Source organism: Pseudomonas sp. WC2401 (assembly GCF_041200115.1).
GTDB lineage: Bacteria > Pseudomonadota > Gammaproteobacteria > Pseudomonadales > Pseudomonadaceae > Aquipseudomonas > Aquipseudomonas fragi.
Map to the genome: position 1 here is coordinate 1,999,008 of NZ_CP165623.1, position 14,725 is coordinate 2,013,732.

At 57.6% G+C, this 14,725-nt stretch carries 12 protein-coding genes; 10 read left to right on the plus strand and 2 right to left on the minus strand.

Features of this window, described 5'->3' with window-relative positions:
• Window positions 1–26: 26 nt before the first annotated feature.
• The 9 genes from ppsA to AB3G35_RS09175 all read left to right on the plus strand — a co-directional run bounded on the left by ppsA (window position 27) and on the right by AB3G35_RS09175 (window position 9,753).
• Window positions 27–2,402 (plus strand): phosphoenolpyruvate synthase, encoded by a 2,376-nt coding sequence (ppsA, locus tag AB3G35_RS09135; RefSeq protein WP_086796050.1) that lies wholly within the window; start codon window positions 27–29, stop codon window positions 2,400–2,402.
• A 104-nt stretch (window positions 2,403–2,506) separates the two neighbouring features.
• Window positions 2,507–3,466, plus strand: coding sequence for an alpha/beta fold hydrolase (locus AB3G35_RS09140; RefSeq protein ID WP_369782547.1), 960 nt, complete (start codon window positions 2,507–2,509; stop codon window positions 3,464–3,466).
• Window positions 3,467–4,168: 702 nt separating this feature from the next.
• Window positions 4,169–4,690 (plus strand): ribonuclease E activity regulator RraA, encoded by a 522-nt coding sequence (rraA, locus tag AB3G35_RS09145; protein ID WP_169882337.1) that lies wholly within the window; start codon window positions 4,169–4,171, stop codon window positions 4,688–4,690.
• Window positions 4,691–4,714: 24 nt separating this feature from the next.
• Window positions 4,715–5,710 carry a CorA family divalent cation transporter gene (locus AB3G35_RS09150; protein ID WP_016779911.1) on the plus strand — a complete coding sequence of 332 codons (996 nt, stop codon included), beginning with the start codon at window positions 4,715–4,717 and terminating at the stop codon, window positions 5,708–5,710.
• Between the two features lie 63 nt (window positions 5,711–5,773).
• Window positions 5,774–6,019, plus strand: a complete 246-nt coding sequence (locus AB3G35_RS09155; RefSeq protein ID WP_016779912.1) for a hypothetical protein — start codon at window positions 5,774–5,776, stop codon at window positions 6,017–6,019.
• A 2-nt stretch (window positions 6,020–6,021) separates the two neighbouring features.
• Window positions 6,022–6,846, plus strand: coding sequence for a mechanosensitive ion channel domain-containing protein (locus AB3G35_RS09160; RefSeq protein ID WP_016779913.1), 825 nt, complete (start codon window positions 6,022–6,024; stop codon window positions 6,844–6,846).
• A gap of 92 nt (window positions 6,847–6,938) precedes the next feature.
• Complete coding sequence (sigX, locus tag AB3G35_RS09165) at window positions 6,939–7,529, plus strand: RNA polymerase sigma factor SigX (RefSeq protein ID WP_029611289.1); 591 nt, start codon at window positions 6,939–6,941, stop codon at window positions 7,527–7,529.
• A 105-nt stretch (window positions 7,530–7,634) separates the two neighbouring features.
• Window positions 7,635–8,609, plus strand: a complete 975-nt coding sequence (locus tag AB3G35_RS09170; protein WP_016779915.1) for an OmpA family protein — start codon at window positions 7,635–7,637, stop codon at window positions 8,607–8,609.
• Window positions 8,610–8,730: 121 nt separating this feature from the next.
• Entirely contained in the window at window positions 8,731–9,753 is a 1,023-nt protein-coding gene (locus AB3G35_RS09175) for a quinone-dependent dihydroorotate dehydrogenase (protein ID WP_016779916.1), read from the plus strand.
• 117 nt (window positions 9,754–9,870) lie between these two features.
• Here the strand turns inward: AB3G35_RS09175 and rmf are convergent, their stop codons facing one another.
• Window positions 9,871–10,086, minus strand: coding sequence for a ribosome modulation factor (gene rmf / locus AB3G35_RS09180; RefSeq protein ID WP_081481023.1), 216 nt, complete (start codon window positions 10,084–10,086; stop codon window positions 9,871–9,873).
• 540 nt (window positions 10,087–10,626) lie between these two features.
• On the opposite strand from rmf, the gene rlmKL reads away from it, so the two are divergent.
• Window positions 10,627–12,897, plus strand: a complete 2,271-nt coding sequence (gene rlmKL, locus AB3G35_RS09185; RefSeq protein ID WP_083369819.1) for a bifunctional 23S rRNA (guanine(2069)-N(7))-methyltransferase RlmK/23S rRNA (guanine(2445)-N(2))-methyltransferase RlmL — start codon at window positions 10,627–10,629, stop codon at window positions 12,895–12,897.
• Between the two features lie 194 nt (window positions 12,898–13,091).
• Here the strand turns inward: rlmKL and dacB are convergent, their stop codons facing one another.
• Window positions 13,092–14,558 (minus strand): D-alanyl-D-alanine carboxypeptidase/D-alanyl-D-alanine-endopeptidase, encoded by a 1,467-nt coding sequence (dacB, locus tag AB3G35_RS09190; protein ID WP_369782549.1) that lies wholly within the window; start codon window positions 14,556–14,558, stop codon window positions 13,092–13,094.
• Window positions 14,559–14,725: the final 167 nt, after the last annotated feature.

A 14,725-nucleotide genomic window follows, 5' to 3' on the forward strand; every position in this document is an offset into this window, starting at 1 on the left:
CCAACACCGTTAGTGGAGAGATCACCTTGGTAGAGTACGTAGTTTCCCTCGATAAGCTCGGCGCCCATGACGTGGAGCATGTGGGGGGCAAGAACGCATCCCTCGGCGAGATGATCAGTAATCTTGCAGGCGCTGGTGTTTCAGTTCCCGGTGGCTTCGCCACGACTTCTCAGGCCTATCGTGATTTTCTCGAACTGAGCGGTTTGAACGACCAGATCCATGCTGCGCTGGATGCGCTCGATGTAGATGACGTCAATGCCCTGGCCAAAACCGGTGCCCAGATCCGTCAATGGATCATGGAAGCCGAGTTCCCGGAGAAGCTCAACGCCGAAATTCGTACCGCCTTTGCTGCGCTGTCCCAGGGCAACCCGGACATGGCCGTTGCCGTGCGTTCCTCGGCCACCGCCGAAGACTTGCCGGACGCCTCCTTTGCCGGTCAGCAGGAAACCTTCCTGAACATCCGTGGCGTTGAAAACGTCATTCGTGCGGCCAAGGAGGTATTTGCCTCCCTGTTCAACGACCGCGCCATTTCTTACCGCGTGCACCAGGGCTTTGACCACAAACTGGTCGCCTTGTCGGCAGGCGTGCAGCGCATGGTGCGCTCCGAAACCGGTACCGCGGGCGTGATGTTTACCCTGGACACCGAGTCGGGCTTCCGTGATGTAGTGTTCATCACCGGCGCCTACGGCCTGGGTGAAACCGTCGTACAAGGTGCGGTAAACCCGGACGAGTTCTACGTCCACAAACAAACCCTGGAAGCTGGCCGCCCTGCGATTCTGCGTCGCAACCTGGGCAGCAAAGCCATCAAGATGATCTACGGCGACGAAGCCAAGGCTGGCAAATCGGTCAAGGTGATCGACGTTGAAAAAGCCGATCGCGCGCGCTTCTGCCTGACCGACGCTGAAGTCAGCGAACTGGCCAAGCAAGCCATGATCATCGAGAAGCACTACAAGTGCCCGATGGACATCGAGTGGGCCAAGGACGGTGATGACGGTAAGCTGTACATCGTTCAGGCGCGCCCGGAAACCGTGAAAAGCCGCAGCGCCGGCAATGTCATGGAACGCTACCTGCTCAAGGAAACCGGTACGGTACTGGCTGAAGGCCGTGCCATTGGCCAGCGCATCGGCGCAGGCAAGGTACGCATCATCAAGGACGTCTCGGAAATGGACAAAGTCCAGCCGGGTGACGTGCTGGTTTCCGACATGACCGACCCTGACTGGGAACCGGTGATGAAGCGCGCCAGCGCCATCGTTACCAACCGTGGCGGTCGTACTTGCCATGCGGCGATCATCGCCCGCGAGCTGGGCATCCCGGCCGTGGTGGGTTGCGGCAACGCCACCCAGCTATTGAAGGACGGCCAGGGCGTTACCGTTTCCTGTGCTGAAGGCGATACCGGGTTTATCTTCGAAGGCGAACTGGGCTTCGATATCAAGAAGAACTCCGTGGACGCCATGCCGGACCTGCCGTTCAAGATCATGATGAACGTCGGCAACCCGGACCGTGCCTTTGACTTCGCACAGTTGCCGAACGCCGGTGTGGGCCTGGCCCGCCTGGAGTTCATCATCAACCGCATGATCGGCGTACACCCCAAGGCGCTGTTGAACTACGATGGCCTGCCACAGGAAATCAAGGACAGCGTCGACAAGCGCATTGCCGGTTACAGCGATCCGGTGGGTTTCTACGTTGAGAAACTGGTTGAAGGCATCAGCACCCTGGCTGGCGCATTTACCCCGAAGAAAGTCATCGTGCGTCTGTCGGACTTCAAGTCCAACGAATATGCGAACCTGATCGGCGGCAAGTTGTACGAGCCGGAAGAAGAAAACCCGATGCTTGGCTTCCGCGGTGCTTCGCGTTACATCAGCGAAAACTTCCGTGACTGCTTCGAACTCGAGTGCCGTGCGCTCAAGCGTGTACGCAACGAGATGGGCTTTACCAACGTCGAAATCATGGTGCCGTTCGTGCGTACCCTGGGCGAAGCGAGCCAGGTGATCGACCTGCTGGCCAAAAATGGCCTCAAGCGTGGCGAAAACGGCCTGCGCATCATCATGATGTGCGAGTTGCCTTCCAACGCGATCCTGGCTGAAGAGTTCCTTGAGTACTTCGACGGCTTCTCCATCGGTTCCAACGACCTGACCCAGCTGACCCTGGGCCTGGACCGTGACTCCGGTGTGATCGCGCACCTGTTTGACGAACGCAACCCGGCGGTGAAAAAGCTGCTGTCCAACGCCATCCAGGCGTGCAACAAGGCTGGCAAATACATCGGTATTTGCGGTCAGGGCCCGTCCGATCACCCGGATCTGGCGCTGTGGCTGATGGAACAGGGCATCGAAAGCGTTTCCCTGAACCCGGACAGCGTGCTGGAAACCTGGTTCTTCCTGGCAGAAGGTCAAGCCAAGGCTTGAGTCGTTGAGAGAAGAGCAGGGCAGCCATGAGGCTGCCCTGCTCTTTATAGGCAGTGGTAGGGCGAGTTCTTTATGAGCGTCGCCCTTTTTTGTGCAAGAGCATTATGCAAAGCAGCAGTCTCCTTTTTCCCGTTGCCCTGATCAGCGCTGAGCGTCGGGGCGACCTGAGCGAAGATGTCTATCGCTTGAAACCCGCCAACAGCCCGGATATCTCCGTTGAGCTGGTGGTTACCCGGCTGGGCATGGCCGACGATAGTCAGGTACGCGGCGTGCCGGTCATTCTGTTGCATGGCAGTTTTTCCAACCGGCGCTTCTGGTACTCGCCCAAGGGCGTGGGGCTGGGCGCTTATCTGGCGCGTGCCGGGTTTGATGTGTGGCTGGCGGAAATGCGCGGCCACGGCCTGTCGTCGCGCAATGTCTGCTGGAGCAAGAACCGCGTGGCGGACTATGCCCGGTACGATTTGCCGGCCATAGCGGCCTTTGTTCGTGAGCAAAGCGGGCAGGTTCCCCACTGGATCGGCCACTCCCAGGGGGCTATCAGCCTGGCAGCGGCCTTGGGCGGCAAGTACCTGAGCGAAATGGACGTGGCCTCGGCGGCATTTTTTGGCTGTCAGATCAATCGCCGCTACTGGTCGTTGAAAATCCCTCCTGTGCAGTGGGGTGCATATTTATTGTTGCGGCGTTTTGCACAGTTGTCGGGGACGCGACTCAAGCGTGGCCCGGAAGATGAACCGGTCAGCATCGCCCTTGAAACCCTGCGCTGGAATGGTTTTATGGGGCGTTTCAAGGATGCCGAGCGTGACTGGTGGTCGGGTTTGGCCGAGGTTCAGGTGCCGGCTCTGGTGGTGGCTGCGGCAGGGGATCGGCAAACACCGGAGTGGGCATGCCGCAAGCTGTTCGACCAACTGGGGTCTGAGCGGCGTACATTCGTGGTACTGGGCCGTGAGCAGGGTTTCAGCTCTGATTTCAGTCACGTCGAAATGCTGGTCAGCCAGCCCGCACAGCAGGAAGTGTGGCCGTTGGTGCGTGATTGGCTACTAAAAGGCACTACGAAATCGTTGTAGATACTCTGTTGCAGGCTCGCTCCCACAGTTGAAATTTCTTTCAGACTTTGTAGCCGCTGACGAGCGGAGCGAGGCTGCGTCCGGTTGCGAAGCGACCGTAAAACCTGAGCCCGGGATTTACCTGAACGAGCGCAGTGTCCGGTTTTACGAGCGCTGCGTCGCAGTGGCGCACCAACTCGATCGCAGCCTCGCTCCGCTCGTCAGCGACTACAGGAAAACAGTTAATTCGCGTACATATCCGGCATTTGCATATAACTGGAATATTGGTTTCGCCCTTACGGCGAGTCCCTTTTGTCAAACAGCCACAAAAGGAACCAAAAAGGCCTTGCCCCTGGCGTACGGCCTTCGCTGCGCTCAGGTTCCCTCACTCCGGTCCCGCTCCGTGGGCCCGCCGCCACGGGCCATCCATGGCCCATCGCGGCTCTCCCGGCATCCATGCCGGTCGACCCACTCCACAGAACCTCCTCTCGGCCTCCCGATGGGGCGGTAGATCAAAAGCAGATCAAAAGCCGCCGAGGCGGCCGACCGGCCGGCCTGTTGGCGTCAGTGTGTGCTGCTACGGATAGCGTGTGACCCGACGTCGCGAGGTGGTCATAACTTGTTCTTTTGTGTGATATTGGTTGCCACTAGTGGCCTGGACGACTTTTAAAGCCAGCCATCACCAAAGCGTCTATAACCATAGTGCTAACGCTGTTTTCACTGATGTGCCCACCCCCGAACAGGAGCTTTCCCGTGAATCACTACATCACCCCCGATCTGTGCGATGCCTACCCTGAACTGGTGCAGGTGCTTGAGCCGATGTTCAGCAATTTCGGCGGGCGCGACTCCTTTGGTGGCGAGATCGTGACCATCAAGTGTTTCGAAGACAATTCGCGGGTCAAGGAGCAGGCTGAACTCAACGGTGAAGGCAAAGTGCTGGTGGTTGACGGTGGCGGTTCTCTGCGCCATGCCTTGCTGGGCGACATGATTGCCGATCGGGCCGCGAAAAACGGCTGGGAAGGTATCGTTATCTACGGCTGTATTCGCGATGTCGATGTGCTCGCTCAAACCGACCTTGGCGTCCAGGCTTTGGCCAGTCACCCGCTCAAGAGCAACCGCCGCGGAGTGGGTGATGTTAACGTGCCGGTCACGTTTGCAGGTGTCACGTTTCGCCCCGGAGAATTCATTTATGCCGACAACAACGGCGTTATCATCTCGCCAACTGCTCTGAAAATGCCGGGCTAAACGCATTACCATTAAGGATCACGGATGTTCGAAGAAGAAAACGCTCAATGGGGGCTGGTGCACGCGCTGGTGCTGGATGGTGAAGGTGGTGCGCGTTCGATTGCGCGCACCGAGCTGAACGATCTTCAGTTAAAAGCCCACGAAAGCCTCTGGCTGCACTGGGATCGCAGCCATCCGCAAACCCAGAGCTGGTTGCGTGACTCCAGCGGCTTGAGTGATTTCAACTGTGACCTGCTGCTTGAAGAAAATACCCGCCCGCGCCTGGTTCCCGCCCCCAACAATGAGCTGTTGCTGTTTATGCGCGGGGTCAATCTGAACCCGGGCGCAGAGCCGGAAGACATGGTATCGCTGCGTATTTTCGGCAGCGCGCAGCGCTTGATTTCGCTGCGCATGCGACCGCTGCGGGCGACCGATGAGTTGCTCAATGAGTTTTCCCAGGGCGAAGGCCCGAAAAACCCCTCTGAATTGATCCTGTATCTGGCACAGCACCTGACACTGAAGGTGCAGGACTTGATCGGCGAGCTGTCAGAAATCGTCGATGACGAGGAAGACAAAATAGATGCCGACGAACGGTATACCCCTGATCACAACGCGCTGTTGCAGGTGCGTCGAAGGGCGGCCGCCTTGCGTCGATTCCTCGCCCCGCAGCGGGATATTTTCGGTCAGCTCACGCGTATCAAATTACCCTGGTTCAGCGCCGATGATGCCGATTACTGGAACGAACTGAACAACAGCCTGACCCGCTATCTCGAAGAGCTTGAACTGACCCGCGAGCGCGTGGGGCTGGTGCTCGAGTCGGAAGACCGGCGCCTGAACGTGCGCATGAGCCGCATCATGTACCGCTTTGGCGTGCTCACGGGGATCTTTCTGCCGATCACCTTTATTACCGGTTTGCTGGGCATTAATGTGGGCGGCGTGCCGTTCTCCGATGATTCCTATGGCTTTGCGATAACCTGCGCTGTAATGCTGGTGATCGGGGCGGGGCAATGGTGGTTTTACCGCCGTTTGCAGTGGCTGTGATCGGGGTGGATGTGACCCCGGCAAATGTCCCTTCGTCTTTTACTGACTTACCGAGAGGTGCATATGCACGATCCGTTTGAACAGTCGTTGCGTGAAATGCTCAAGGCCGAGCCGTCCAACCGGGACGACGACGCTTGCCTGGGCCGCGTGCTGAAAACCGCCAACCGCCAGGTCGGTGCGGGAGACCTTTTCAGCTTGTTGGGCCGCTGGATGCAAGCACTGATGATTGCTTTGAACAGCGGTTCGGCTCATATTGCGCCCGTTTCGCGACGCAAACCTGCTGCTCGCCCTGTTGATAAGGCTGATTGAACATGGAATTGAATGTCTGGACCCAAAGCCTGGTCGCGGCGATGACTGCCTTGTGGACCAAGATTGCGAACTTTATTCCCAACCTCTTCGGTGCGTTGGTGGTGGTACTGCTGGGCTTCGTGGTTGCCAAACTGCTTGACGCCCTGCTGTCCAAGCTACTCGCCAAACTGGGCCTTGATCGCCTGATGGGTGGCACAGGGCTGACCAAGATTCTGGCCCGGGTCGGCATCCAGGTCCCTATTTCGACGCTGATTGGCAAGATTGTTTACTGGTTTGTGTTGCTGGTGTTCCTGGTTTCGGCGGCGCAGTCGCTGGGCCTGGACCGAGTATCATCTGCGCTGGACCTGTTGACGGTCTATTTGCCCAAGGTCTTTGGTGCGCTGCTGGTTCTGCTGGCAGGTGTGTTGCTGGCCCAGGTGCTCAATGGCCTGGTGCGTGGTGCTGCCGAGAGCGTGGGTTTTGATTACGCCAGCGGCCTGGGGCGGGTAACCCAGGGTCTGGTCATTATCATCAGTATTTCCGTGGCCATCAGCCAGCTTGAGGTCAAAACCGACCTGCTGAACCATGTGATTGTGATTGTATTGATTACCGTTGGTCTGGCGATTGCACTGGCAATGGGGCTGGGCAGCCGCGAAATCGCGGGTCAGATACTGGCGGGGATCTATGTGCGTGAGTTGTATCAGGTAGGGCAGGAAGTGCGTGTGGGTGAGGTCGAAGGGCAGATCGAGGAAATTGGCACGGTTAAAACCACGTTGCTGACCGATGAGGGTGAGCTAGTCTCCATCTCGAACCGGATCTTGTTGGAGCAGCATGTAACCAGCCGCTAAGGCGGTAAACCCTGCTAATGTACGCCGCCGCAAAAATAGCCATGATTCAAAGGCTGCGGCGGACATTGACCTGACTGTTGGCACAACTCGTTTTGAATAAAGCCCAATCGCTATCCATGCGCTATGACCCCCGCGAGCTCTCTGATGAGGAGCTGGTGGCGCGCTCGCATGATGAGTTGTTTCACGTCACGCGCGCCTATGAAGAGCTGATGCGCCGCTATCAACGTACTTTGTTCAACGTTTGTTCAAGGTATTTAGGGAACGATAGAGACGCTGATGATGTCTGTCAGGAAGTCATGCTGAAAGTGCTGTACGGTTTGAAGAATTTCGAAGGCAAGTCGAAATTCAAGACATGGCTATATAGCATCACCTACAACGAATGCATTACGCAGTATCGCAAGGAACGGCGAAAGCGTCGCTTGATGGACGCATTAAGCATTGACCCCCTCGAGGAAGCGTCCGAAGAAAAGGCGCCGAAACCTGAGGAAAAGGGCGGGCTTGATCGCTGGCTGGTGCATGTGAATCCGATTGATCGGGAGATTTTGGTGCTGCGATTTGTCGCAGAACTGGAATTTCAGGAAATCGCAGACATAATGCATATGGGTTTGAGCGCGACAAAGATGCGTTACAAGCGTGCTCTTGATAAATTGCGTGAGAAATTTGCAGGCATTGCTGAAACTTAGTTCAGCGCAAATGGCTCTACGTGTAGGCAAGGTCTGATAGACTTGCCGCCGAGTTGTCCCCCGGTTGTGGGACTGCTTTACAATCACCAGATGGGGATTTAACGGATGAAACTGAAAAACACCTTGGGCATTGCCATTGGTTCCTTTGTAGCCGCAACTTCGTTCGGTGCCCTGGCACAAGGCCAAGGCGCGGTCGAGGGTGAACTGTTCTACAAAAAACAGTACAACGACAGCGTCAAGCACGTAGAAGACGGCTACAACCCAGGCGCATCGATCGGTTACTTCCTGACCGACGACGTTTCGTTGAACCTGACCTACGACACCACCAACCACACCCGTTCGAATGACGGCACTGGCCACCAGAAAATCAAAGGCGACAACTTTGGTCTGAACGCTCAGTACCACTTCGGCACCGTAGGCGACGCTCTGCGTCCATACGTTTCCGGCGGTGTTGCTCACAAGAGCATGACCAACGTTGAGGCTGACGGCCACAGCGGTCGCGACAAGTCGACTTTCCTGACTGCAGGCGCTGGTGTTAAGTGGTACATCACTGACAACCTGTTCGCCCGTGCTGGCGTTGAAGCTGACTACAAACTGGACAACGGCAAGTGGGACTACGCTCCTACCGTTGGTCTGGGTGTGAACTTCGGCGGCAACGGCGGTAAAGTCGCTCCTGCTCCAGTTCCAGCTCCAGCACCAGTTGAAGCAGAACCAGAAGCTCCGATCGCTGAAGTTGTTCGCGTTGAACTTGACGTGAAATTCGACTTCGACAAGTCGGTTGTTAAATCGCAGTACATGCCTGACATCAACAACGTTGCTGATTTCATGAAGCAGTACCCTGCGACCACCACTACTGTTGCTGGTTACACTGACAGCATCGGTCCAGACGCCTACAACCAGAAACTGTCGCAGCGTCGTGCTGACGCTGTTCGTGCAGCCCTGGTTAACCAAGGCGTTGCAGCCAACCGTGTAGACGCAGTTGGCCACGGCGAAGCCAACCCAGTTGCAAGCAACGCAACTGAAGAAGGCCGTGCTCTGAACCGTCGCGTAGAAGCTACCGTTCAAGCAGAAGCTAAGTAATTTTTAGCTAGGCTGTTCAGAAAAACCCGGCTCCGGCCGGGTTTTTCTTTGCCTGTGATTTAGCGAAGCGCGCAGCTATAATCGCGCTCTCTTCAAGTAACCCTTTGAGTCCAATCAGCCCATGTATAACCTGGCCCGCCAGTTGCTCTTCAAACTTTCCCCTGAAACCTCCCACGACCTGTCCCTGGACTTGATCGGCGCAGGTGGCCGTCTTGGGCTTAACGGTTTGTTGTGCAAGGCGCCGGCAAGGCTGCCAGTGAAGGTGATGGGGCTGGAATTTCCGAACCCGGTCGGTCTGGCCGCGGGGCTGGACAAAAATGGTGCGGCCATTGATGGCTTTGCACAGCTGGGTTTTGGCTTCGTTGAGATCGGCACCGTGACGCCGCGTCCTCAGCCGGGCAACCCCAAGCCACGTATTTTCCGACTGCCTGAAGCACAAGCGATCATCAACCGCATGGGGTTCAACAACCTTGGCGTTGATCATTTGCTGACGCGGGTTCAGGCAGCCAGGTACAGCGGTATCCTGGGTATCAATATCGGCAAGAACTTCGACACGCCGGTTGAGCGTGCGGTCGATGACTACCTGATTTGCCTGGACAAGGTGTATGAGCACGCCAGTTATGTGACTGTAAACGTCAGCTCGCCCAACACCCCAGGTTTGCGCAGCCTGCAATTCGGTGATTCGCTCAAGCAATTGCTCGAAGCCCTACAGGTGCGTCAGAACGAACTGACGCAGCGCCACGGCAAGCGCGTACCGCTGGCGATCAAGATCGCCCCTGACATGACCGACGAAGAAACCGTGCTCGTGGCTCAGGCGCTGCTTGAGACGGGTATGGACGCGGTTATCGCCACCAACACAACACTGAGCCGGGTGGGTGTGGAAGGGATGGAGCATGGCGACGAGGCGGGTGGGCTGTCCGGTGCCCCGGTACGCGAGAAAAGCACTCACACCGTCAAGGTCCTGGCTGGCGAGCTGGCGGGTCGCATGCCGATCATCGCTGCAGGCGGGATTACCGAAGGCAAGCACGCGGCTGAGAAGATCGCTGCGGGTGCCAGCCTGGTACAGATCTACTCGGGCTTTATCTACAAGGGCCCGGCCTTGATTCGTGAGTCGGTCGACGCCATTTCTGCCTTGCCACGTTGATTGGCAGGCAATAAAAAGGGCTCCCCTAAGGAGCCCTTGGGCCGAAGCCCGCCGCCTGGATAGGACGGCAAGGTTGAGTCGGTACAGCTTCAAGGTGATGTCGGATCTTGCCCAGAGTTAGCCGACGGCGTGAAGTTCGTTGAGTCTGTGGATGCCCGCAGTGCCAGTCATACCGTCCCAGTTGTCGCCGCGTCCTTCGCGCCAGCCGTTAATCCAGGCTTGGCGTACCGACGGTAGAGTAAAAGGGCAAAGCTCGCGGGATTTTCCAGTAACACCGTATTGATATCCGCGTAGGAACGCTTTTTCCAACGGATCACGCTTAAGTCTTCTCATAGGGTATTGCCCTCACTTGTTGACTGTTTTATTTAGCGTCGACCTTCCTGAGGTCGGGGCAGAGTGTTCTGCCGTTGGTGTGCTCGCTGCCGGCGTGGCGAGCATTTCGTCAGGGCCTGTGCGGCCATAACCTGTGTTGAGTTCTAACCAATGCGCCAAGGCGTGTGAATGATCGTTTTGTCATAAGGACGTAACGATAATGGTGTTAAGGCCATAAGTAAGGTCGCTTTTTCGCTGCGAATTACGACCAAAGCCTGATAGGGCGAGTGTTTGCAAAGCTGATGAGTTTCATTCTCTGCCGTGAATAACCGCCCGTTTCAATGGGGCACTATTCGACGAAGGGTCTGAATATGACCAGTTGTTTCTCGATAAATGACCTGCCTCTGCGTCTAAACTCTTCGTGCCTCAAGGCATGAATGACGCTTCGGTGGAACGGCACAGTTTCGTGCCATGCGAGCGCTCTTCAAGAAAAGCGCTTGATTGAAAACGGAGCAGGCAATGCGTTGCCTCTTCACAGATAGCTTAAAGCTCAGGAATCCCATGTCGGATCGTTACGAACTCTTCCTTACCTGCCCCAAAGGCCTTGAAGGCCTGCTCCTCGACGAGGCCACTGGCCTAGGCCTGGAGGAAGCCCGCGAGCATACCTCGGCCATTCGAGGCATGGCAGATATGGAAACTGCCTACCGCCTGTGTCTGTGGTCGCGTCTTGCCAACCGTGTGCTGCTGGTGCTCAAGCGTTTCCCGATGAAGGACGCTGAAGACCTGTACCACGGTGTGCTGGACGTTGACTGGCAAGACCATATGGTCCCGGATGGCACCCTGGCCGTTGAGTTCAGTGGTCACGGTTCGGGTATCGACAACACCCACTTCGGTGCGTTGAAGGTAAAGGACGCCATCGTCGACAAACTGCGCACGCCAAGCGGCGAGCGTCCTTCGATCGACAAGATCAGCCCGGACATGCGCATCCACCTGCGCCTGGACCGTGGCGAAGCCATTCTGTCGCTGGACCTGTCGGGCAGCAGCCTGCACCAGCGTGGCTACCGTCTGCAGCAGGGTGCAGCCCCGCTGAAGGAAAACCTCGCGGCAGCCATCCTGATTCGTGCGGGCTGGCCACGTATGGCCGCCGAAGGCGCTGCCCTGGCTGACCCGATGTGCGGTGTGGGTACGTTCCTCGTCGAAGGTGCAATGATTGCCGCCGATATGGCACCGAACCTCAATCGTATCCATTGGGGTTTCGATGCCTGGCTCGGTCACATTCCGGCCATCTGGAAAAAACTCCACGACGAAGCCACCGAGCGCGCCGAAATCGGCATGGCCAAGCCACCGCTGTGGATTCGTGGTTATGAAGCCGATCCGCGCCTGATCCAGCCAGCGCGCAACAATATCGAGCGTGCAGGCCTGAGCCACTGGATCAAGATTTACCAGGGCGAAGTCGCGACTTTCGAGCCGCGCCCGGACCAGAACCAGAAAGGCCTGGTGATCTGTAACCCGCCCTACGGCGAGCGTCTGGGTGATGAGGCGAGCCTGCTCTACCTCTACCAGAACCTCGGCGAACGCCTGCGTCAAGCCTGTCTGAACTGGGAGGCGGCGGTATTTACCGGTGCTCCGGACCTGGGCAAGCGCATGGGTATCCGTAGCCACAAGCAGTATTCGTTCTGGAACGGCGCCTTGCCGTGCAAGCTGTTGTTGATCAAGGTGGTGCCGGATCAGTTCGTGACTGGCGAGCGTCGTACTCCCGAGCAGCGTCAGGCTGAGCGCGAGCAGGCTGAGTCCGATCTGCCTTCCAACATCGAAGCGCCGACCAAGTACGAGAAGTTCAACAAGAACGGCAACCCGATCAAGCCGGCCCCGGTGGTGATCGAGCAGCCGCGCTTGAGCGAAGGCGGGCAGATGTTTGCCAATCGCCTGCAAAAGAACCTCAAGGCCCTGGGCAAGTGGGTCAAGCGCGAAGGCATCGATTGCTACCGTGTCTACGACGCCGACATGCCTGAGTACTCGATGGCAATCGACCTGTATCACGACTGGGTTCACGTCCAGGAGTACGCGGCACCCAAGTCCATCGATCCGGTGAAAGCTTCGGAGCGTATGTTCGATGCATTGGCGGCCATCCCGCAGGCACTGAACGTCGACAAGAGCCGGGTGATCGTCAAGCGCCGCGAGCGTCAGAGCGGCACCAAGCAGTACGAGCGTCAGAGTGCCCAGGGCAAGTTCACCGAGGTCAATGAAGGCGGCGTCAAGCTGCTGGTCAACCTCACCGACTACCTGGACACCGGTCTGTTCCTGGACCACCGCCCGATGCGCATGCGCATCCAGAAAGAAGCCGCGGGCAAGCGCTTCCTCAATCTGTACTGCTACACCGCAACGGCCAGTGTGCATGCAGCCAAGGGCGGCGCGCGCAGCACCACCAGTGTTGACCTGTCGAAAACCTATCTGGACTGGGCGCGTCGCAACCTGTCCCTGAACGGTTTCTCGGACAAGAACCGTCTGGAGCAGAGTGATGTGATGGTGTGGCTGGATGCCTGCCGCGAAGAGTACGACCTGATCTTTATCGATCCGCCGACTTTCTCCAACTCCAAGCGCATGGAAGGTATCTTCGATGTGCAGCGCGATCACGTGCAATTGCTGGATCTGGCCATGGCCCGTCTGGCGCCGGGTGGCGTGCTGTACTTCTCGAACAACTTCCGCAAGTTCATTCTTGATGAGCATCTGGAAGCGCGTTATTCGGTCGAAGAAATCACTGCCAGCACCATCGACCCGGACTTTGCCCGCAACAGCAAAATCCACCGTGCCTGGAAAATCATGGCGCGCTGAGAGTCGTTGGCGTGATTGTGGGAGCGGGCTTGCTCGCGATGGTGTCGCCGCGGTTTGCCTGATTAACCGTGTCGCCTGCATCGCGGGCAAGCCCGCTCCCACAGGGCAGAGCTGCTCTCAAGGCAATTGCGCCCACAAAAAAAACGCCCCTGATCGGCAAGATCAGGGGCGTTTTTTATTGCCTGGCCAATGCCCTACTGAGCGATGGATACCGCACTGTTAGGGACTTGCGGCTGGCGATACAGGTCGAGCAGCACCTGGTCGAGAATTGCCGAGGCACCCCACGGGCGAGGGTCGTTGAGGATGGCGACCACTGCCCAGGTGTTGCCGTTGCTGTCGCGGCTAAAACCGGAAATGGCCCGCACGGTATTCAGCGTGCCGGTCTTGATATGCGCCTGGCCGTTCATGGCCGTGGTTTTCAGGCGTTTGCGCATGGTGCCGTCCTTGCCGGCAATGGGCATGGAGCTGATGAACTCGGCAGCGTAGGGGCTTTTCCAGGCTGCCTGGAGCATTTGCGCCATTTCCCGTGCGCTGACACGCTCAGCCCGCGACAGTCCGGAGCCGTTTTCCATGACCAGGTGCGGCGCAGTGATGCCTTTTTTCGCCAGCCACTGGCGCACTACGCGCTGTGCGGCTTTGGCGTCGTCACCGTCGGCGTCATTGCGAAACTGCGCGCCCAGGCTCAGGAACAACTGCTGGGCCATGGTGTTGTTACTGTACTTGTTGATGTCGCGAATGATCTCGGCCAGGTCAGGCGAGAACGCGCGTGCCAGCAACTTGGCACCTTTTGGCACGCTGGCCTGGCGGTCCTGGCCCTGGATGCTGCCACCCAGCTCTTTCCAGATGGCGCGCACGGCACCTGCGGTGTAGGTCGCGTGATCAAGCAGGGACAGATAAGTCTGCGAGTTGCAGCCATCAGCCAGTTGCCCGCTGACGGTGACAATCACCGAGCCGTCTGCTTGTGTGACCGGGTTATAGCGCACATCGCCGGTGCATTGCTTGGCGTTGACGGCTTTGACCTGGTTATCGATCTTGATGCTGGCAATCGGTGGTTCAACCGAGATCAGGACTTTGCCGCCATCGTTGCGGGCCACGAAGCGCAGGGCCTTGAGGTTGACCATCAACGAGTCGGGCTTGACCAGGAAGGGCTTGTTCTTGTCATTGCCGTCATCGTTGAACACCGGCAGTTGCGGCTGATCGAAGAAGTTGCGGTCAAGCACCAGGTCGCCGGTCACCTGCTGCACGCCATTGGCGCGCAGGTCGCGCATCAATAGCCAGAGTTTTTCCATGTTGAGCTTGGGGTCGCCGCCGCCCTTGAGGTACAGGTTGCCTTGCAGGATGCCGTTGTTGAGCGTGCCGTCAGTGTAGAACTCGGTTTTCCACTGATGGGTCGGGCCGAGCATTTCCAGGGCCGCGTAGGTGGTCACCAGTTTCATGGTGGAGGCCGGGTTCATGGACACGTCGGCGTTGTACACGGTTGGAATGCCGGGGCCGCTGAGGGGCAGCAGCACCAGCGACAAGGCGTCGTCGCCCAGCTTGTTGGTTTTGAGCGCTTGCTGAACTTTTGATGTGAGGGTGGTATTGACGGGGGCGGCGTTGGCGCCGAAAGCCAGTGGCAGGAAAAAGCTGGCGAGAAGCAGTGGCCGTAAAGATTTGATCATATGAAGTAAAACCCTGCAGGCGAGGGGGAAAAATACGAGGGCATGATGAAAAGTTCCCTCAATGGTCATAAAAGTGTTGGCATTATGCCCCAAGGTTGTCGGGCTTGTGCATCCACCTGTTACAGGGTTTGGTGGATAAAGTATAGAAAACGATGAACCGTTCACAC